We start from the raw sequence: 20274 nt of genomic DNA, 5'->3' as shown, positions 1-20274 counted from the left end.
GGAGTGACATCACTGCACCCTCACTCTCGGATCGATGAAGCTGTAGGAGACGTCCACCGCCAGGTTGATCAACGCGTATGCGATCGCGATGAAGATGATGAACCCTTGGAGGACGGGGAAGTCCCTGGTGAAGATGGCTCTCGCCAGGAACGAGCCGATGCCAGGGAAGGCGAACACCGTCTCGGTGAGCACCGCCCCCGAGATCAGCAGCCCCGTCTGCAGGCCGATCGTGGTGATCACCGGGAGCATGGCGTTTCGCAGGATGAAGCGGTTGCGCAGCGTCGGCGACCCGACGCCCTTCGCCCGACCCGTGCGCACGTAGTCCGCGTTCTGCACCTCCAGGACACTCGCCCTGGTGATGCGGACGATGATCGCGAGTGGGATGGTGCCCAGCGCGAGCGCCGGCAGGATCAGATGCAGGATCGCATCCCATGCGGCATCGAACTCTCCGGTGATGATGCCGTCCCACACATAGAACCCGGTGGGATGGGTGGCATCTATTCGTGGATTCTGGCGTCCGTCCGACGGCAGCCATCCCAGCTGCACCGCGAAGACGTACTTCAGGATGAACGCGAGGAAGAACACCGGGATGGTGATGCCGATCAGGCTCAGCACGACCGAGGCATGGTCGGTGAACTTGCCGTGACGGCGAGCCGCCCAGTACCCGAGCGGGATGCCGATGCCGACGGCGAAGATGAGCGCCATGACGCTCAGCTCCAGCGTCGCGGGGAACCGGCGGAGGAACTCCTCCGTCACCGGCCTGTTGGTCTGGATCGAGGTGCCGAAGTCTCCCTGGAGAAGGCGTCCGATCCAGATGAAGTACTGCTCGATGAGGGGCTTGTCGAAGCCGTAGAGCTCGTTGACTCTCGCGACAGCCTCTGGCGTGGCCTTCTCGCCGAGCAGGGCGACCGCGGGGCCGCCGGGGAGGGCCCTGACCCAGGCGAACAGCAGGATGCTGAGCCCGAACAGGGTGGGAATGAGGAACAGCAGTCGCCTGCCGATGGTGCGCAGCACGAAGATCTCCGTCGATCAGAAGGTACGCCGTTCCCCCGGTCCCGCCGAATGCGCGGGACCGGGGGTCGACATATCAAGTGGTCAGGCCTACTTGGTGAGGACGATGTCCGTGAAGACCTCGTCGTTCACCGGGCTGGCGGGGTAGCTCTTCACGCGCGGGTCGAACGCCAGGGTCGGCGCCGGGTGCGCGAGCGGGACTCCAGGGATGAACTGGGCGACCATCTCGTTGATCTCCTCGTACAGCGCCGTCTGCTCCTCGAGGTTGGAGACGCCGCGCGCCTCGTTCAGCTTCTGGAACAGCTCGGGGTTGTCGAAGCCCCACTCGGAGCTCTGCTGGCCGAAGAAGACGCCGACGAAGTTGTCGGTGTCGTTGTAGTCGCCGGTCCAGCCGAGCAGGTGGATGCCGTGATCCGCGGTGCCGGTGGTGCGGTCGAGGTATTCGACCCACTCCTCCGAGACCGGGGTGGTCTCGACGCCGACCTCGGACAGCTGGGACGAGAGCACCGTGAAGATCTGCTCGGGGTCCGGCATGTAGGGACGCGAGACGTTGACCGGGTAGTTGAAGGTGAGCTTCAACGGGTTCGCCTCGGTGTACCCGGCCTCGGCCAGCAGCGCCTTGGCCTTCTCCGGGTCGTAGTCGTAGGTCGTGACATCGGGGTTGTAGCCGTTGACGACCTCGGGCACGAACTCGATCGCCTTCTGGGTGCCCTCAGGGAGCACCTGGCTGATCAGCGCGTCCTTGTCGACCGCGTAGGACAGAGCCTCACGGACCTTCGGGTCCTGCAGCTCCGGGACCGCCTGGTTGAAGGCGAGGTAGAGGATCGTGAACGGCGGGCGCGACACCATCGTGAAGCCGTCGTCTTCGAGGGCCTTGGTGTCGGCCGGTCCGACGAGGTCGTACCCGTCGATCGAGCCGGACTCGAGCGCCTGACGGCGAGCGGTCGGGTCGTCGATCGTGCGGAAGATGATCTCGTCGATCTGTCCGGCGTCTCCCCAGTAGCCGTCGTAGGCCTTGAGCGTGACCTGCTCGCCCGGTGCCCACTCGTCGAACGCGTAGGGACCGGTACCGACCGGGTGACCCATCGCGTACTCGGACAGCTGCGGGGACTCCGCCGAGCCGCTGACCTCGTCCGCACCGAACTCCTGCATCGCCGAAGGGCTCTGCATCGAGAAGGACGGGAGCGAGAGGGAGGCGACGAAGCCGGCGAACGGCTTGTTGAGGTCGATCGTGACCGAGTAGTCGCCGTCAGGGGTGCAGGACTTGTACACGGCGTCGGCCGGGTTGGAGGCGTACCCCTTGAAGAGCTTGTTGTAGTAGTAGCCGAACGCCTCGGACGCGGCGAGGCCGGTCCAGTTGAACCAGCGGTCGAAGTTCACGCAGACGGCTTCGGCGTTGAACGGCGTTCCGTCCTGGAACGTGACGTCCTCCTTCAGCGCGAAGGTGTGGGACATGCCGTCCTCCGACGACTCCCACGACTCGGCGAGCAGCGGCGCAGGGTCCGCGGTGCCGGGTTCGGTGCCGACGAGACCTTCGAAGATCTGACGCGAGACGCGGAAGCTCTCGCCGTCCTGAGCGAAGGCGGGGTCGAGGCTCGCCGGGTCGGAGGAGGCGGCGAAGACGAATGTCCCGTCGACGTCGCCCGAGCCTTCGGACCCTTCATCGCCACGCTCGCTGGCGACGCAGCCCGCGAGAGCGAGCGCCGCGATCGTGGCTCCGGTTACGGCGATGAGTCCTCGCCGACGCTTGACTGATTGGTGCATTGTGTGACCTTCCCTGTCGGGCGCTTCATTGCGCGTCCCGAGGCTTCTTCGCCTCGGGGACGGTGATGACTCGACGGTACCCAGCAGATCCTCAGATGCCAAACGCATCCAGGTTGCAATCCGATATCGGCGCGACAGACATCGATCCGGTAGTGTCCAGATCGTGCCCGACACCACCCCGCTCGCCGTCTGCTTCGGCGAGGGCATGGTCGCCCTCGTCGCCGCCACCGCCGGTCCTCTCGAGGGATGCCGGACCTTCCACCGCTCCCTGGCAGGGGCCGAGTGGAACACCGCGATCGCCCTGGCATCGGCGGGCATCCGCACCTCTGTCCTCTCCCGGGTGGGAGACGACGGCTTCGGACGCTTCCTCACCGCCGAGCTGCGCGACCACGGCGTCGACGACTCCGCGGTCGAGGTCGACGGAGATGCGCCCACCGGCCTGTATGTGAAGGAGCTCTCGGCTCGAGACGACGGCGCGGTCGACGGAACCATGCACTACTACCGCGCCGGCTCGGCCGCTGCGGCGATCTCGCCGCAGACCTTGACCACGCCCGTGGCATCCGCTCTTCTCGCCGAAGCGGCGCTCGTGCACACCTCGGGGATCACCCCCGCGCTGTCTGCCTCGGCGCTCGCTGCGCAGGAGGCCCTGTTCACGCAACGGCACCCCGACCGGCTGCTCAGCTTCGACCTGAACTGGCGACCCGCGCTCTGGCGAGGCCGCGAAGAGGAGGGTCGGAGGATCGTCTCCGATTTCGCGGGTCGCGCGGACATCGTGTTCTGCACCCGCACCGATGCGGAGGTCGTCTTCGGAACGAGCGACCCGCACCGGCTGCGCTCGCTGTTCCCCCGGCCGCGGCACCTGCTCGTGACCGACCCGAATGGTGCGGTCGCCTTCGACGGCACGGAGACCGCCGACAGCGACGCCCTCGACGCCCCCGTGGTGGAGACGATCGGAGCAGGAGACGCCTTCGCGGCCGGCTTCCTCGCCGGCATCCTCACCGGGCTGTCGCTCACGGGAAGCCTCGCGCGCGGGCACCGCATCGCGACGCGCGCGCTGGTCAGCACCCGCGACCACGTCGACTGACGCCCCGGCCGGACGGAGAATCCGGAAGGTCAGGTGCGGCGGCGCGCGGGGACCGCGTCGTGGGTCCGTTGCAGCGAGACCGCGACCGGCTCGCCGCGGTGCTGCACGACGCGCACGAACAGCACGTCGACGAGGGCGAGCTGAGCGATGCGGCTCGACATCGCGGCCATCCGGAACGGGGATTCGTGCGCATGCGTGAGCAGCACGACATCCGCCGCCAGCGCCAACGGCGAGTCGGGGGCGCTGGTGACTGCCACTGCGAGGGCGCCGGCATCGCGGGCGACCTCGAGCGCGCGCAGAGTCTCGGCCGTCTCGCCGCCGTGGGAGAACGCAATCGCCACATCGTCCGCAGTGCGCAGCGAGGCCGTGGTGACCGCGAGGTGCGGGTCCGACGAGTGCGAGACCGAGCAGCCGATGCGCGACAGCTTCAGCAGCAGGTCCTGAGCCGTCAGTGATGACGCCGCCTGTCCGAAGAGATCGATGTGACGGGCGTCGACCACCGCACGCGCGACCCTGTCGAGGGCGACCGCATCGAGGGCGAGCGCCGTCTTCTCGATCGCGTCGATCTCCTGCGCGGCGAGCTTGGCGGCGATCGCCGTCGGACCGTCGTCGGGGTCGATCGCCGTGGTGTCGAGACCGAACCGGGCCTGCTGCGCCTGTTCCAGCGTGACCGCACGTGCCACAGCCACCCGCAGCTCGCGGTATCCGCTGTACCCGAGTGACTGGGCATAGCGGGCGACCGTCGAGAGCGAGGTGTGGCAGAGCTGGGCGAGATCGTTGATGGCCAGATCGACGACGAGTGTCGGGTCTCCCAGGATCGTCTCCGCGACGCGCGCCTCGGCAGCGCTCACCTTGGGGAGCGAGCGTCGCACCCGAGCGAGAACGTCATCGTCCATGAGGGATCCCTGTCTCAGCCGGCGCTGGTCATCCTCTGCTGCACAGTGAAGCACCCCAGGAGTGCTTCACGCGCCGTCTGCGCACCGAGCCTACTGGCTGCGGCGACCTCCACGGTCGGCAGCGGCAACGGACTCACGGTGGGAAGACCCACGTTGACGACGACGGCGCGGGGATCACGCACAGCAGCGCGTTCGACGAGCGCACGCTGCGCGGCATCCGTGTCGGGCCGATCGATCAGGAGCACGGTGGTCCCTGCCGCCGCGGTGACCTCGTCGAGCACACGATCCTGTTCGGACTCCGGTGCGGATGCCACGTCGAGGCGCACGCGCAGCCCCTCCTCCGCGAGCGCGCTCGCGACGTAGGAACCGGCGCTGTCGACGGCGAGCGTCGATCGGCGACGCGCATCGATCACGGCGAGCTCGGATGCCGTCTCGAGGGCGCCGCCGGAGATCGTCACCACACGGCGCACGATCTCGGCCGCGTCGAAGTCGTCCGTCGGCTCCTCCTCGTCGGCGGCAACGGCTGCCGCACGGAGCTTGGTCGCGAGAGCCGCGACCCGGCCGGCGGCCTCCTCGACGCGCGCCCGGGAGAGCGAACCGTCACGCAGCGCGGCGATGATGCCGTCTCTGGCCGCACGGAAGTCCTGCTCATCCTGATCGGGAAGAGCGGCATCACCGGGGTTGGTGGGGTTCCCGATGCAGAGGAGGTCTGCTCCGCCGGCGAGTGCCAGGGCTGCTCCCCCACCGAGTCCCACCGTCTCTCGGATCGCGGCCATGTCGAGCGCGTCGGTGATGATGACGCCGTCGTAGCCCCAGTCGCGCAGCATGCCGAGCACCCGCGGGTTGAGCGTCGCGGGCTGCTCCCCCCACGCCGGGACCACGATGTGCGCGGTCATGACGGCGTCAACTCCGGCGTCGATCGCCGCACGGAAGGGCTCCAGGTGCACCCGCTCGAACTCCTCGAGATCGAGCGTGATCTCGGGGAGCGAGTGATGCGAATCCATGTGGGTGTCGCCGTGGCCGGGGAAGTGCTTGACGCAGGCGGCGACCGCCCCGTCCTGGATGCCGTCGATCGTCGCGACCACGTGCCGGGAGACCAGCGCCTCGTCATCGCCGAACGCCCGCACGCCGATCACCGGGTTGCGGGGGTCGGTGTTGACGTCGGCGACCGGACCGAGCACCACATTGGCGCCGACCGCCCGCACACGTCTGGCCAGCTCCGCACCGGTCTTCTCGGAGGCGACGAGGTCGTCGAGCAGACCGAGCTGGGCGGCTCCGGGGACGGTCGATCCGGTGGCCGACTCGAGCCGGGTGACGCTGCCGCCCTCTTCGTCGATGCCGATCAGGGCGTCGGGGTTCGCGTCGAGGATCGCGGCGCTGAGAGCCGGAAGCCCCTCGCCGACGTTCTGCCCGAAGTACACGACTCCGGCCAGGCCCTCACGCAGTTCGTCACGCAGCCACTGGGGCGCTTCGGTGCCGAAGAAGCCCGGCCACAGCACGCCGTTGGCGAGACGTTCGAGGTCGTCGGTCATCCCTTCACCGCTCCTGCCACCATGCCGGAGGCGAGCTTGCGCTGCACCAGCACGAAGAAGATCATGACGGGGACGGTGATGATGGTCGACGCGGCCATGATGCTGCCCCAGTCGTTGGAGTGCAGTCCGAAGAACGACTTCAGACCGATCGAGACCGTGTACTGGTCGGTCTGAGCGCCGAGGATCGTCATCGCGAAGATGAACTCGTTCCACGCCGTGATGAAGCTGAAGATGCTGGTCGCCACGAGGCCGGGCATGACGAGCGGCAGCAGCACCGAGCGGAACATGCGCCACCAGCTCGCACCGTCGATGTACGCGGCCTCTTCGAGCTCGACCGGGACGGCGGCCACGAAGCCGCGCAGCATCCAGATCCCGAAGGCGAGCGACAGTGCGACGTAGACGACCATCAGGCCGAGGATGCTGTTGAGCAGCCCCAGGCTCTTGACCTGCAGGAACAGCGGGATGACGAGCGCCTCGAGCGGCACCATCTGCACGATCAGGATCATCATCAGGATCGTGGTGCGGAACTTGAACTTGAACCGTGCGACGGCGACGGCGGCGAGCAGACACACGAGCGCACTCACGAGCACGGTGACCAGCGCCACGATCGCCGAGTTGCGCAGGTACGTGCCGAATCCGCCGTCGGTGAGCACGAACGCGAAGTTGTCCCACGTGAACTCCTGCGGGAGCAGGGACTGCCCACCGCTGGAGGCCTTGCCGTCGAAGGCACTGGAGACCATCCAGTAGACGGGGAACAGCGTGAAGATCAGGACCGCGGCGACCGCGATTCCGATTCCGATGCGGGAGCGGAGCCTCGGGCGCGGGTTCACAGCTCGTCCTCCTTCATGAGGGAGCGGATGTAGACGATCGTGATGCCGATCAGGACGAGCGTGAGCAGCACGGCGAGCGCCGCACCGAAGCCGTAGCGGTTCTGACCGAAGGACTCCACGTACGACCAGACGCCGAGGTTCAGCACCTGACGGTTGCCACCGCCACCGCCGGGCATCAGGTACACCTGGGCGAAGACCTTGAAGTCCCAGATCGTCGACAGGATGATCACGACCGAGAAGACGGGCTTGAGCGTGGGGAAGATGATCTTCCAGAATCGGCGCCAGGCGCCGGCGCCGTCGAGGGCTGCAGCCTCGAGCATCTCCTTCGAGACGCCGAGCAGTCCCGCGAGCACCGTGATGGCGACGAACGGGAATCCGTGGTGCACCACGTTCAGGAGCACGATGGCGTAGAACGACCACTGGTTCGTGAACCAGTTGACCGGGTCGTCCATGAGACCGAGGTCACGCAGCACGGCGTTGAAGATGCCGCGGTCGGCATCGAAGATGAAGGTCCAGACATAGGTGCCGGTCACGGCGGGCATCGCCCAGGCGACCATGATGCAGCTGGAGACGATGACGCGCCAGGTGGTGCCCAGACGCGCGAGCAGCAGAGCCACGAGCGTGCCCACGGCGACGGTGACGAACACTGCCACGGCGGCGAAGCCGACCGTGTTGGGCAGCACCACCGTCCAGAGAGTCGGGTTGGTGAGCGCCTCGACGTAGTTGTCGAGACCGATCCAGTTGTTCTCCCCGGTGTTGATCTCGCGCAGGCCGTAGTCCTGCAACGAGTAGATGAACACCTGGATGAGCGGCCAGAGCATGAGCACCGCGAGGATGGCCAGCCCGGGCGCGAGAAGGAGCCAGGGGCGGGCCGCGACGATCGAGAGACCGCGTCGCTTCCGGCCGCCGGCCACGGAGGCGGAGGTGGACTCCGCCTTCGTGGCCGGCAGTGGCGCTTGCACCATCGACATGGAAGGGGTGCTTCCTTACTTCTGGTTGAGCAGTTCGGTCATCTCGGCTGCGGCGTCCTTCGTCGCGGTCGCGACGTCCTTCTGCCCGCTGAGGATGGCCTGAATCATGGAGTTGGTCGTCTTCTTCGCCTGCACGGCGCCGAAGTTCGGGGTGACCGGGACGGATGCGCCGCCATCGACCATCTGCTCGGCGAACGGTGCGACCAGCGGGTCGGTCGAGGCCAGTGCCTCTTCCATCGCGGACTGGACGCCCGGGAAGTACCCGGTCTCGTTCGACCACTGCTCGGCGAGGTCGCCCGTGGTCACGAGCTTGACGAACTCCCACGCCAGGTCGGCGTTCTTGGTCGTGTTGAAGATCGAGAGGTGCGATCCGCCGAGAACGGAGGGAGCGATGCCGCCGTCTTCACCCGGGATGACTGCTGCACCGATCTTGCCCTCGAGGTCGGGGTTGGTCTCGAGGAGCTTGTTCGGCGTCCAGGAGCCGGAGAGCATCATGGCGACATTGCCCTGCGTGAACGCGTCGCTGAGGTCGGTCTCCTTCCAGGTGGTGGCACCTGCGGAGGAGAAGCCGTGCTCGGTGGCCAGGCCCGTGTAGAACTCGATGCCCGCCTGCGATTCCTTGCTGTCGAGCTCGCTCGTCCAGGTCTTGCCGTCCTTCGTGGCGATCTCGCCGCCTGCGCCCCAGACCCAGGGGTAGACCTGGAACTCGGCGTCACCGGGGACGGGGAAGGGGAGCATGTCGGGCTTGGCGGCCTTGATGGCCTCACCCGCTGCGACGATGTCGTCCCACGTCTTCGGAGCCTCGAGTCCGAGCTCCTCGAACACGTCGGCGCGGTACACGAGCGAGCGGACGCCGGCGTACCACGGCATGCCGTACAGCTCTCCGTCGTAGGTGCCGGCGACTTCGAGACCCTCGACGAGGTCGCCGCGGAGGCCCTTCTCGGCGTCGACGTACTCGTCGATCGGCAGCAGCGCGCCGGCATCGGCGAACTCGGCGGTCCAGGTGGTTCCGGTCTCGGCGATGTCGGGAGTCGTGCCACCGGCGATGGAGGTCACGAAGCGGTCGTGGGCGTCTGCCCACTGGATCTCCTCGATCTTGACCGTCGCGCCGGTCTCCTCCTCGAAGGCGTCGGACACCTTGTCGTAGAAGGCGGAGGCGTCGGGGTTGGTGCCCTTCATGATCCAGACGGTGAGCTCCTGGCCCTTGCCGTCGGTGGAGGCGGCGTCGGTGCCGCCGGCGCAGCCGGCGAGGGCGAGCGTGGCCACGGCGCCGAGCGCCACGGCCGAGAGAATGCGCTTGTGCATTGCGGGGATCTCCTCTTTGAAAAGTCCTGGCAAGCATCGGGTACTCACCGGGGGTTAGGAAAAAGTATCCACGACTAACTAATTACCTGCAAGTTCCTCTCACAATCGTCATGCGGCCGTAACATCAGGTTCCCCCGGTAGGCTCCCCGGATGGTTCGCCGCACCCCTGACAAGGACCGTTCGACGGTCGCCCGCCACGCGACGCTCCCCTCCCCCGGGCCCGCCAGAGGATTCCTCAAGATCGCCGGGATCACGCTGGGTGTCGTGCTGGTCTCCGCGATCGCTGTCGCCGCGTTCGTCGTGACCGACTACTTCAACCGCTTCAACGAGGGCGCCGTCACGCTGGAAGACGCTCCCGAGGTCGAACCCCCCTCCATCAGCGCCTTCCCCGGCGAGTTCAGCGTGCTGCTGATCGGCACCGACGAGTGCGGCGAAGTGTCGACGGGCCTGCTGGGCGAGCGCTGCTCGGAAGCGGACGGCGGGATCCTCAACGACGTGAACCTGCTCGTGCATGTGTCGGCGGAACCGCGCAAGGTCACCGTGATCTCGTTCCCCCGCGACCTGATGCTCGAGACCCCCGAGTGCACCCTGCCCGACGGCTCCGTCGCCTCGGCGACGCGCAAGACCCAGATCAACTCGATCTTCCAGCGCGCAGGCATCTCATGCGTGGCGAAGACCGTCACCGACCTCACCGGCGTGGAGATCCCCTTCGCGGCCAAGATCGACTTCGACGGGGTGATCGACGTCACCGACGCCATCGGCGGGGTCGAGGTGTGCATCGGTGGCGAGGGCATCCGCGACGACCAGACGGCCATCGACTGGGAGCCGGGACCGCGCACGGTCTCGGGCTACGAGGCGCTCCAGTTCATCCGCACGCGGCACGGCGTCGGCGACGAGAGCGACATGGCACGGGTGTCGAACCAGCAGCAGTACATGTCTCGTCTGGTGAAGAAGATCATGAGCGACGAGGTGCTCTCCGACCCGGGCAAGGTGCTGGGGCTCGCGAACACCGTCGTCGACAACATCGACCCGAGCGACAAGCTGGCCAACCCGGTCCGGCTCGCCCAGCTCGCACTGTCGGTCAAGGATGTGCCGTTCTCGGAGTTCGTCTTCCTGCAGTACCCGGTGTTCGCCGACCCCGACGATTCCGACCGCGTGATCCCGAACCGCGACGCCGCGGCCACCATCTGGGACGCCCTGAAGGCGGGCCAGCCCGTGCAGCTCACCGGCGATGTCAGCAACAACGGAGGCGTCGAGCTCGTCGAACCGGCACCGGGCGCCGAGGCGGAGGTTCCGGCGACGGATCCCGCGACCGACGCCCCCGCGACGGAGGCTCCGGTGCCGCGCGCGACGCTCGACTCCGCCATCTCCGGGCAGACGGCGGAGCAGGAGACCTGCGCGAACGGCAGGCAGCGCTGACGCTGTGCCCCCAGCGCGTAGGCTCGTGCCCATGGGCCGGACGAGATCGCGAGACACCGAGCACCCCCAGACCCGACTCGATCACGGCGGCATCGCCAGCATCATTCCGTCGGAGTTCACGAGCGGTTTCGAGCTGATCGTCGACGGCACCCCGCAGTCGCACGTCGACCTGGACGACCCGACGCACCTGCACTTCGAGTACATCGTGCGCATGGGAGCGGTGATCGACCAGCTCGCACCGGGTGCGCTGACGGCCGTGCACCTCGGTGCCGGTGCACTGACGATCCCCCGCTATATCGAGGCCACGCGCCCGGGCTCGCGTCAGCAAGTCATCGAGCTCGAAGCCCCGCTCGCGCAGCTGGTGCGGGAGCACCTCCCGCTGCCCAAGGGCGCACCGATCCGGATCAGGATCGGTGATGCCCGCGAGGGTGTCGCGAAGCTGCCGAGCGCGCTGCGGGCGCAGTGCGACCTCGTCGTCTCCGACGTGTATTCGGGGGCGCAGACGCCCGCCCACCTCACCAGCGTCGAGTTCTACCGCGAGCTGTCGGAGCTGCTGTCGACCGACGGCGTGCTCCTCGTCAACGTCGCCGACGGTCCCGGGCTCGCGTTCGCCCGCCGTCAGGCCGCGACGATCGCGCACGTACTCCCCGAGATCGGCATCCTCGCCGACACCCAGGTGCTCAAGGGGCGACGCTTCGGGAACCTCGTCATCGCCGCTTCGGCCACTCCCCTGCCGACGGAGTGGCTGCCGCGCATCCTGGCCGCGGGTCCCCACCCCGCGAAGATCGCGCAGGGTGCAGAGGTCGACGCGTTCGTTCAGGGCGCACGGATCGTCACCGACGTCGACGCCGTCGCCTCCCCTCGGCCGGACGCTTCGCTCTTCCTGCGCTGAGCCACGACGCGGTCATCCGGCACCCCGGGAAGAACCGACGCAGCGGGGCGACGGCGTGTCGAGGACAGGATGCCGCGACCAGGGCGCGCCGCCCCCACGAGCCCGCGACCGGAAGGCAGACTGAGGGGGGACGCTGCGGAAGGAGAGCAATGAGTTTCATCCGGGGATACGACCAGGAGACCCTCCGCGAAAAGGTCGATCTCGATGAGTGCGAGACACGTCTCGCGGAGATCGATTCGCAGCGCAGCCTGCCCGCTCTGCTGGAGCGCGTGTGGCTGCTGAAGGTGCTCGACCGCCTCGACGAGGCGCTCGATCTGGCAGATGAGACGGTGCGCCAGGCACGCATGGCCGGCACTCGCAAGGACGTTCTGCGCGCCCGCGTGCTGCACGCGACGATCCTGCAGTACCGTGGCGCGCATGCCGCGGCCGAACAGGAGCTCTCGACCTGCGCGACCGAGGCGGAAGGGCAGCGTTGGCTGTCGATCGCCGCCTTCGCCTATCAGCACCACGGCAAGAACGCCTACGACGCGGGCGACTACGAGACCGCCAGGGAGAGCTTCAAGCAGTCGCTGTTCCTTCGCCGTGAGTCCGGCGCGCAGGACAGCGAGCTCGAGACCGCGCTCCTGGCCATCGAGGCCGTCGAGCGGCGTCGCCCGCCGCAGCTCATCGCGGGCTGACCCCGTGCCGCGACGATGTCGGCGGCATGGCTTAGCCTGATCGCATGGCGGAACTTGACCGTGTGCGCGTCTGGGGCGAAGCACTGATCACGCTGCATCTCGACGACAGCTGGTCCTTCGGCTTCGACAATGCCAAGCGTCGGGCCGGCCAATGCGACTACACGAAGAAGCGCATCACCGTGTCGCGCTACCTCGCCGCACGCTTCGAAGACGACGACATCCACCAGGTGCTGCTGCACGAGGTCGCGCACGCCCTCGCCGGCCACGCGGCAGCGCATGGACCGGTATGGAAGCACGTCGCCCGCGACCTCGGCTACGTCGGCGGCACGACCCATCACGGTGAGACGGCCGTGGAGCTCGCGCCCTGGGTGGGCAGCTGCCCCGCGGGGCACGTGACCTACCGGCACCGTCGCCCCACGAGACCCACATCGTGCGCGCGCTGCTCGCGGACGTTCGATTCCCGGCATCTGTTCGCCTGGACCCGACGCGAGATCTCGACCGACGTGCGCCTCGCTGCGCAGATGCCGCGCTGACGGCGACTCAGTCGTTCGGCTCGTCGAGGCTTTCGGACCGCGTGGCCTCCGCCGCATCGGGGGAATTGCGCCGGCGACGCAGCAGCGCGGTGATCGCGCGCCAGCCGACCAGGAAGGCCCCGAGCACGAGGGTCGCCACGATGATGAACGGCACCTCGGCGGTGTCGCCGCTGAGCACGCGGATGAGCATTCCTCCCGCGACCGTCACGATCCAGACCACGGCACCCCACAGCACGGACCAGGGGCGGCGTGGCCGACCGGGCAGCAGCGCGGCGAGGAGATGCCCGATGAGCAGGGCGATCAGGAAGGGCCACGCCGTGAGCAGGAAACCGGCAGGGTTCTCGTCATGGGAGGCGCGGCCGATCGCGGCGAAGATCAGCACGAGCACGACATCGACGACGACAGCGGGAAGGTACCTCATGCCACGACCCTACGTGCCTCGAACCGAAGCAGCGCCCGCCCCGCGGCATCCGGCGGAATAACCGCACCCGAAGCGGGCGTCACTCGAAACGGGTGAACGATCCGTCGCGCAGCACCGGTACGAGATCGACCGCGTCGAGCACGGCGGCGTCCGCCACCGATGTCGGCACCAGTCCCGACGCTTCGATGCGGGCGGTCGCCATGACTCCGTCGGCGAGCTCGCGGCCGGAACCGCTCGCACCGACCATGTGCCGCACGGCGCCGCGGAGAGCATGGAAGCCCTCCGCGGCCACCGCAGCATCCGGAGCCGTGTGATCGATGCCCCGAGCAGAGAGCGCCGACACGATCGCTCCGGCTCCGAGCTGGTCCTCGACCGCAAACCGCAACGTCCCCGCGGAGTCGAGCTCACCCGCCGCGATGACGGCGACCGAAGTGCGTGCCTGCCGTCGTTCCTGGATGGTCTGCACCGCCCGCGCGACAGCCGCCGCGTTGCGGATGCCTCCCACGAGCACCGTCGAGTCCGTGGAGGCCGCGGCGACCACGGCTGCACCGTTGCGGGACCAGCGCTGCGCCTCTTCCAGTGCGACGGTGACACCCGAGGCCGTGGCATCGATGACCGTGGAGGAGAACCGCAGCACATCGACGACCACGACGACATCGGCGGTGGCGAGACGGGCGAGCCCCGCAGTGCCCCAGTCGAGGCGGACCTGGTACGTGGACTGATCGAACGGCGACGGCATCCGACCAGCCTAGAGGCGTCAATCCGCTGCGAGCGCCTCGACCGGAGCCACCCTGGTGGCCAACCTCGTGGGCGTCGCCGCCGCCACCAGCGTGAGCACCGCCGTCGCGACGACGATGATGGCGACCGGGATCCACGGGATCTGCGGAGCCACGAGCCCCGCCGGGGTGAACTCCGGCAGCGTCGGCACCGAGCCCAGCAGCGACTGCGCGGCGATCCAGCCGTACGCGACGCCCAGCACGAGCCCCGTCAGAGTCGCCGCGACCGTGATGTGCGTGGCTTCGAGCAGCACCATCCGTCGCACCTGGCGGTTGGACAGACCGATCGAGCGCAGCAGTCCCAGCTCCCGGCGCCGCTGCACCACCCCGATCGTGAGCAGGTTCACCAGACCGACCGCGGCGATCACGGCCGAGACGGCGACCAGCACCATCATCACCGCAGCGAACGCATCCATCGGGGCGAAGAACTCCTCCGGGACCTCGCCCGTGACCTGGCTCATCATCAGACGCTTGGCCGATTCGAGGGCCACGGCGAACATCGTCACCAGGGTCACCCCCATCACCACGCCGATCGCCATCCGCGACGAGCGCTCCGGGTAGCGCAGTGCGTTCTCGGCGGCGAGGCGCGCGGTCGCACTCGACCCGAACATGCGTCCCACCAGGCGCAGGACCGGCGGCATGAACAGGACGGATCCGAGAGCGAGGCCCGTGAACGAGAGCACGCCCCCGAAGAAGGCGACCACGACGCCGAGCGGCGTGAGGAGTCCGACCAGCACGCCCCCCACCAGGAGCGCGGCGCCGGCGATCAGCAGCACCCAGGCGCCGATGTGCCGCCCCGCCTTGCCGGAGACCTCGTCGTGCGTGCGCTCGACCGAACCGCCGAGTGCCTGCAGCGGGGTCACCGACAGCACGCGCCGGGAGCCCGCCCACGCCGCCGCCCAGGTGGTGAGGGCGACACCGATCGCCGGCAGCGCCACGAACGGCTGGGCGAGCGAGAAGTCGGAGGGGGCGTTGTCGATCAGCTGCCCGCCGATCTGCACCCCGATCACCGCGAGCAGGAGGCCGGCGAGCAGACCGATCGCCGCGCCGAGAAGCCCGACGACGAGTCCCTGCTTTCCGACCTCCGACCGCTGCGAACGCGCGGTCGCCCCGATCAGACGCATGAGCGCGATCTGACGGGTGCGTCCGGCGATGATCGTCGAGAAGGTGTTCGCGGTGACGATGGCGGCGACATACATCGCGACCACGGTCAGCAGCACCGACAGCAGGGCCACCACGAAGGCGAGCGTCCCGCTGTCACCGATGAAGGGGTCGGCCTGCAGCACGGCGCCGATGTAGGCGGTGATCTCGACGAGGAGCACACCGAACGCGGCAGACAACGCAGCGACCAGGATGCTCGCGCCCATCCCCCGATCGCGCAGCCACGCCAGCCGAGGGCCGGTCGCCCGCGATTCGGGGACGACCGTGGCGACGGCGGTCATGCCGCCACCTCGGCGGCGAGCATGTAGGCCGAGATCTCCTCGGCGCTCTGGCGCGGGTGGTCGGCGACGATGCGGCCGTCGCCGAGGTAGAGCACGCGGTCGGCGTGGCTCGCGGCGATCGCGTCGTGCGTGACCATCGCGATGGACTGGCCGTGCTCGCGGCTCGCAGTGGCGAGCAGTCGCAGCACCTCGCGCCCGGTCTTCGAGTCGAGGTTTCCGGTGGGCTCGTCGGCGAAGACCAGATCCGGTGCGGTGGCGAGGGCGCGGGCGATCGCCACGCGCTGCTGCTGACCGCCGGACAGCTGGTGCGGACGATGAGCGAGCCGCGAACCGAGCCCGAGCGTCTCGACAAGTCCGTCGATGCGCGCCCGCTCGATCGCACTCGGCCGACGACCGTCGAGCTCGAACGGAAGCATGATGTTGCCGAGCGCATCGAGCGTCGGGACCAGGTTGAACGCCTGGAAGATGAAGCCGACGCGTCGACGCCGCAGGATCGTGAGGTCAATGTCACCGAGGCCGGTGATCTCGGTGTCTCCGATCCAGGCACGTCCTTCGGTGGGACTGTCGAGTCCCGCCATGATGTGCATCAGGGTGGACTTACCGGAACCGGACGGCCCCATGATCGCGGTGAACTGCCCACGGCGGATGCCGACGCTCACATCGTCCAGCGCACGGACGGTGCCCTCGCCGGAGCCGTAGGTCTTCTTCAGGTGCTGGACGCGGGCGGCGAGCCCGAGGTCGGTGGTCGTGATCTCCATGACTCCGACGTTATTTCCGCGGCCCCGCGCGGGTCATCGCTCCCGGGGACCCTTCCGCATACATCGCAAGGATGATCTGCGGGGCGCCCCGGAGCGCGCAGGGGATCAGGCGAGGCCGTGCTCGAAGGCGAAGACCACCAGCTGCACGCGGTCGCGCAGCGCGAGTTTGCTGAGGATGCGACTGATGTGCGTCTTCACGGTCGCCTCGCTCAGATACTCGCGAGCGGCGATCTCGGAGTTCGAGAGCCCGCGGGCGGCGAGCGCGAAGATCTCCCGCTCACGGTCCGTGAGGTCGGTGTACTGCGCGGGCACAGGTTTGGGTGCCTCGGCGAAGTGCTCGAACAGGTCGCGCGTCGCCGAGGCGGCGATCACACTCGACCCCGAGTGCACGGTGCGGATCGCGGCGAGCAGGAACTCGGGGTCGGCGTCCTTGAGGAGGAAGCCGCTCGCCCCCTGACGGATGGCCCGCGCCGCCGCCTCGTCGAGGTCGAACGTGGTGAGCATGACGATGCGCGGCGGCTCCGGGCGTGCCAGGATCTCGGCGGTCGCGGTGAGCCCGTCCATGACGGGCATCCGGATGTCCATCAGCACCACGTCCGGCCGGGTCATGCGGACGACGTCGAGCGCCTCCTTCCCGTCGCCGGCTTCCCCCACCACTTCGAGGTCGGGCTGGGAGGCGACGAGCATCCGGATGCCGGCACGGAAGAGCGCCTGGTCGTCGACGAGCACGACTCTGATCATTCGGAGACTCCGATCGGGAGCGTGGCGTGGACGACGAACTGTGTCCCTCGGCGCTCGGCTTGCAGACTACCGCCGACGAGCTGCGCGCGTTCACGCATGCCGATGACTCCGTGTCCGCCCGGCGCGACGGTCGCCTCGCCCGTGACCGTGTTGCGCACGTCGACGTCGACGCGATCCGGCAGCCAGGCGAGGTTCACGTCGACCGCGCCGTCGCCGTGTCGGATCGCGTTCGTGAGTGCTTCCTGCAGGATGCGGTAGACCGCGAGCTGGATGGCGGCGGGCGGCTCCCCCGGCGGCGTCGGATCGACCGTGACCCGCGGTTCGATGCCCGCCTGTCGCACCTGCGCGAACAGCGCTTCGAGATCGGCGAGCGTGGGCTGCGGACCGTCGCCCTGCCGGTGCCGCAGCTGCGTGAGGAGCATCCGCACGTCGCTCAGAGCGCCGCGTGCCGTCTGGGCGATGGTCCCGAGTGCCTCGGTCGCGACCTCGGGTTTCACGGCGGCGGCGTATCGGGCGCCATCGGCCTGCGCGATCACGACCGCGAGCGAGTGCGCGACCACGTCGTGCATGTCGCGCGCGATGCGCACGCGCTCCTGCTCCTCCGCGGCGAGCGCCTCCGCCTGCAGCTGAGCCGACCTGGTGCCGCGAGCGCGCAGCACCACACGCCACAGCAGTCCGCACACCCAGGCGAACCCGAGCGCCATGACCGAGACGACGAGGAGGAGCGTGCCCGCGGTGACCTTCTCCCAGCCGGACCCGGTTCCGAAGGCGACGCCGTTCACGATGATCATGAAGACGGCCGCGACGAACCCTCCGAACAACGCGGATCCGAAGCCCCACCAGAGCACGCGGCGCGTGCCCCACGCCGAGGTGGCGTAGAGCACGAGCAGGATCGCGAAGTTCACCGGGAGCGGCCCGAAGCCGGACAGCATCTGCAGCACGGCACCGGCCCACGCAGCGGCGAGGGCCCACCCCGGGGCGAGCCGGCCGATCGCGACGCCACCGCACATCAGCACGCTCGCGATGAAGACACCCACGACCGCGAACCCCCCGATCGCGTCGTTGCCCGTCCCCGGCCCGTAGAACACGAGCGAAGTCGGTACGAGCACGAGGAACAGCAGCGCCGCCCCGACGATGTCGAGGATCAGCGCGGTGCGGGAGAGCGGGCGGATCACTCCCCCACGCTACGCGAGGGCCTGGCCGCGGGCATCCGTCGCGGGATGTATCTCCGCCGTGTCAGGCCCGGGCGATGATCTCGCCGTGCGGCACCAGGTACCACCCGTCACCGTCGTCGGCCCAGCGCTTCCAGGCGTCGCTGATCTCCTGCAGATCGGCCCGCGTCGCCATGTCGCTGTCGACGAGCTGCCGCGCGAGCGCCGACTCGAGGATGCGGTCGGCCCACATGCCGCCCCACCAGGCCCGCTCGGCGGGAGACGCGTAGCACCAGGTGGATGCCGTCGCGGTGATGTCCGTGAATCCCGCGGCGCGCGCCCAGGACAGCAGCCGGCGTCCCGCATCCGGCTCCCCGCCGTTGGCCCGTGCCGCCGTGCGGTACAGGGTGAGCCAGCGATCGAGCTCCGGCAGTTCCGGGAAGCAGAGGAAGCCCGCGTAGTCCGCGTCTCGCGCGGCGACGATCCCCCCGGGAACGGCGACGCGGCGCATCTCGCGCAGGGCCGTCACCGGGTCGCCGACGTGCTGGAGCACCTGGTGCGCGTGCACGACATCGAACGAGTCGTCGGGAAAGCTCAGCGCGTGCACGTCCTCGATCGAGAACGAGAGGTTGGTGAGCCCGCGCTCGGCCACGAGTCCCTGCGAGAGCGACAGGGCGCTCTCATCGATCTCGGTGGCCGTGACGTGCGCGACGATGCCGGCGAAATCGGCCGTGATGCTGCCCGGCCCCGCACCCACGTCGAGAAGACGGGTCGTGGCGGTGAGGTGCGGGCGAAGGTACTCGGCGGAGTTCGCGATGTCGCGCACGTTGTGCGAGCGGAGGACGGATTCGTGATGTCCATGCGTGTACGAGGCCATGCGGCCCAGTCTGGCAGAGCGTGCGCTCAGTGCAGGTCGGCGACCATGCGACGGATGGCCTCGCGGTCGGGCTTGCCCGAGGGGAGCACCTCGATCTCGTCCACCATGATCAGCCGGACGGGACGGGCGTGCTTGCCGAGTTCGTCCTCGACGGCGTCGCGAGCGTGCGCGAGCTGCTCCGACTCGCTGCGGCGGAGCACCTCGCCCCGAGCCGCGACGATCACGGACGCCTCGCCCCAGCGCTCATCCTCCACGCCGACGACCACGGCCTCATGAAGGCCCGCGATCCGGCGGACGATCCGCTCCACACGGTCGAGGGAGATGTTGATCCCCCCGGACACGATCACGTTGTCGGCGCGGCCGTGCACACGGACGACACCGTCTTCGACGAGGCCGAGATCGCCCGTGCGGTACCAGCGGATGCCGTGCTCATCGCGCACGAACGTGCGGGCGGTCAGCGACCCGTCGCCGAGATACCCCTCGGCGAGCATGGGACCGGCGATGCGCAGCTCACCGTCGACCGTCCGCACGCCGACCGTGTCGAGGGGCACACCGTCGTAGACGCATCCCCCACTGGTCTCGGTCGAACCGTAGGTGCGCACCAGTCGCACACCGAGGTCGGCCGCCCGTTCCCGCAGCGGCTCCGGGAGGGCCTGGCCGCCCGCCAGGATCGCCCGATAGGCCTGCAGTGCCGCCCGGACGGCGGTGTCATCCGCCGCGTCGAGCAGGGTCGCGACCTGAGCGGGGACGAGGGAGGTGTACAGGTCGGGGATCCCCGCGTTCGACGCCGGCCGCAGCATCTCGAGAGTCGCCTCGGCGAACGACACCGGCGAGAACCGGCCCTCGATCCGTGCCGGTCGCGTGTCGGCGAGGATCGACCGCACCAGCACCTGAAGCCCCGCGACATAGCCGGCCGGCAGCGCGAGCAGCCAGCGTCCGCTGCCGATGCGCGCCGCCGTGGCCTCGGCACTCGCCCGCAGGGCCTCCCCGCTCAGGGCGACCCGCTTCGGGATGCCGCTCGATCCCGACGTCGCGATCACGGCGGCGAGGCCGTCCGCCACGTTCTCCGGGGCGCCGTCCACCATCCCGAGTCCCAGAGCAGGGCCCCCGTCGAGCGCACGCCGCAGGGCTTCCCGCAGCAGAACCGGATCTTCGGCATCCGTGGGGATCAGGGCGGTCATGCGGGTCTCCGAC

Annotated in this window: 20 protein-coding genes; 5 read left to right on the top strand and 15 right to left on the bottom strand. The window is 68.9% G+C overall.

Annotation, left to right across the window (positions count from 1 at the left end):
• Positions 1–9: 9 nt before the first annotated feature.
• Together ASD13_RS13530 and ASD13_RS13525 are read right to left on the bottom strand one after the other, a co-directional pair.
• Entirely contained in the window at positions 10–1014 is a 1005-nt protein-coding gene (locus ASD13_RS13530) for an ABC transporter permease (protein ID WP_017828176.1), read from the bottom strand.
• 87 nt (positions 1015–1101) lie between these two features.
• Positions 1102–2775 (bottom strand): ABC transporter substrate-binding protein, encoded by a 1674-nt coding sequence (locus ASD13_RS13525; protein ID WP_055870104.1) that lies wholly within the window; start codon positions 2773–2775, stop codon positions 1102–1104.
• A 163-nt stretch (positions 2776–2938) separates the two neighbouring features.
• Here ASD13_RS13525 and ASD13_RS13520 point away from each other — a divergent pair, with 163 nt between their 5' ends.
• A complete protein-coding gene (locus tag ASD13_RS13520; protein WP_055870101.1) occupies positions 2939–3859 on the top strand; it encodes a sugar kinase in 921 nt (306 codons plus the stop codon).
• 29 nt (positions 3860–3888) lie between these two features.
• Here ASD13_RS13520 and ASD13_RS13515 read toward each other — a convergent pair whose 3' ends face one another.
• From ASD13_RS13515 to ASD13_RS13495, 5 genes are read right to left on the bottom strand one after another with little or no spacing between them, the layout of a single operon-like run.
• Positions 3889–4755, bottom strand: a complete 867-nt coding sequence (locus ASD13_RS13515) for a MurR/RpiR family transcriptional regulator (protein WP_055870098.1) — start codon at positions 4753–4755, stop codon at positions 3889–3891.
• 14 nt (positions 4756–4769) lie between these two features.
• Complete coding sequence (locus ASD13_RS13510; protein ID WP_055870095.1) at positions 4770–6287, bottom strand: glycoside hydrolase family 3 protein; 1518 nt, start codon at positions 6285–6287, stop codon at positions 4770–4772.
• On the bottom strand, positions 6284–7117 hold the full coding sequence (locus tag ASD13_RS13505; protein ID WP_017828171.1) for a carbohydrate ABC transporter permease: 834 nt from the start codon (positions 7115–7117) through the stop codon (positions 6284–6286). The genes ASD13_RS13510 and ASD13_RS13505 overlap by 4 nt, the downstream gene beginning before the upstream one ends.
• Positions 7114–8088 (bottom strand): carbohydrate ABC transporter permease, encoded by a 975-nt coding sequence (locus ASD13_RS13500; protein WP_017828170.1) that lies wholly within the window; start codon positions 8086–8088, stop codon positions 7114–7116. The genes ASD13_RS13505 and ASD13_RS13500 overlap by 4 nt, the downstream gene beginning before the upstream one ends.
• A 15-nt stretch (positions 8089–8103) precedes the next feature.
• On the bottom strand, positions 8104–9393 hold the full coding sequence (locus tag ASD13_RS13495; protein WP_055870092.1) for a sugar ABC transporter substrate-binding protein: 1290 nt from the start codon (positions 9391–9393) through the stop codon (positions 8104–8106).
• 150 nt (positions 9394–9543) lie between these two features.
• Between ASD13_RS13495 and ASD13_RS13490 the strand changes: the two genes are divergently transcribed.
• From ASD13_RS13490 to ASD13_RS13475, 4 genes are all read left to right on the top strand, one after another.
• The gene (locus ASD13_RS13490; protein ID WP_055870089.1) at positions 9544–10812 is read left to right on the top strand and encodes an LCP family protein; all 1269 of its coding nucleotides are present in this window, start codon (positions 9544–9546) and stop codon (positions 10810–10812) included.
• Between the two features lie 31 nt (positions 10813–10843).
• Positions 10844–11704 carry a spermidine synthase gene (locus tag ASD13_RS13485; RefSeq protein ID WP_055870086.1) on the top strand — a complete coding sequence of 287 codons (861 nt, stop codon included), beginning with the start codon at positions 10844–10846 and terminating at the stop codon, positions 11702–11704.
• Between the two features lie 149 nt (positions 11705–11853).
• A complete protein-coding gene (locus tag ASD13_RS13480) occupies positions 11854–12381 on the top strand; it encodes a hypothetical protein (protein WP_017828166.1) in 528 nt (175 codons plus the stop codon).
• A 44-nt stretch (positions 12382–12425) separates the two neighbouring features.
• The gene (locus tag ASD13_RS13475; protein WP_055870083.1) at positions 12426–12914 is read left to right on the top strand and encodes a SprT-like domain-containing protein; all 489 of its coding nucleotides are present in this window, start codon (positions 12426–12428) and stop codon (positions 12912–12914) included.
• Positions 12915–12921: 7 nt separating this feature from the next.
• Here the strand turns inward: ASD13_RS13475 and ASD13_RS13470 are convergent, their stop codons facing one another.
• The 8 genes from ASD13_RS13470 to ASD13_RS13435 form a co-directional block, all read right to left on the bottom strand.
• Positions 12922–13335, bottom strand: a complete 414-nt coding sequence (locus ASD13_RS13470) for a DUF3054 domain-containing protein (protein ID WP_055870080.1) — start codon at positions 13333–13335, stop codon at positions 12922–12924.
• A 79-nt stretch (positions 13336–13414) separates the two neighbouring features.
• Positions 13415–14074: a 2-phosphosulfolactate phosphatase gene (locus tag ASD13_RS13465; RefSeq protein ID WP_055870077.1), complete on the bottom strand. Its 660-nt coding sequence runs from the start codon at positions 14072–14074 to the stop codon at positions 13415–13417.
• An 18-nt stretch (positions 14075–14092) separates the two neighbouring features.
• Positions 14093–15553 carry an ABC transporter permease gene (locus ASD13_RS13460; RefSeq protein WP_055870073.1) on the bottom strand — a complete coding sequence of 487 codons (1461 nt, stop codon included), beginning with the start codon at positions 15551–15553 and terminating at the stop codon, positions 14093–14095.
• Positions 15550–16311 carry an ABC transporter ATP-binding protein gene (locus ASD13_RS13455; protein ID WP_017828161.1) on the bottom strand — a complete coding sequence of 254 codons (762 nt, stop codon included), beginning with the start codon at positions 16309–16311 and terminating at the stop codon, positions 15550–15552. The genes ASD13_RS13460 and ASD13_RS13455 overlap by 4 nt, the downstream gene beginning before the upstream one ends.
• Positions 16312–16416: 105 nt before the next feature.
• Positions 16417–17052 carry a response regulator gene (locus ASD13_RS13450; protein ID WP_055870070.1) on the bottom strand — a complete coding sequence of 212 codons (636 nt, stop codon included), beginning with the start codon at positions 17050–17052 and terminating at the stop codon, positions 16417–16419.
• Positions 17049–18227, bottom strand: a complete 1179-nt coding sequence (locus ASD13_RS13445; RefSeq protein ID WP_055870067.1) for a sensor histidine kinase — start codon at positions 18225–18227, stop codon at positions 17049–17051. Before ASD13_RS13445 ends, ASD13_RS13450 begins: the two co-directional genes overlap by 4 nt.
• Before the next feature lie 61 nt (positions 18228–18288).
• Positions 18289–19080, bottom strand: coding sequence for a class I SAM-dependent methyltransferase (locus tag ASD13_RS13440; RefSeq protein WP_055870064.1), 792 nt, complete (start codon positions 19078–19080; stop codon positions 18289–18291).
• A gap of 26 nt (positions 19081–19106) precedes the next feature.
• Entirely contained in the window at positions 19107–20261 is a 1155-nt protein-coding gene (locus tag ASD13_RS13435; protein ID WP_082531513.1) for an AMP-binding protein, read from the bottom strand.
• Between the last annotated feature and the right edge of the window lie 13 nt (positions 20262–20274).

This window comes from Microbacterium sp. Root1433D1 (assembly GCF_001426835.1).
In the GTDB taxonomy this organism is placed as follows: domain Bacteria; phylum Actinomycetota; class Actinomycetes; order Actinomycetales; family Microbacteriaceae; genus Microbacterium; species Microbacterium maritypicum.
Note: the sequence above shows the minus strand (reverse complement) of the source record. Positions and strands in the feature narration are given on the sequence as shown.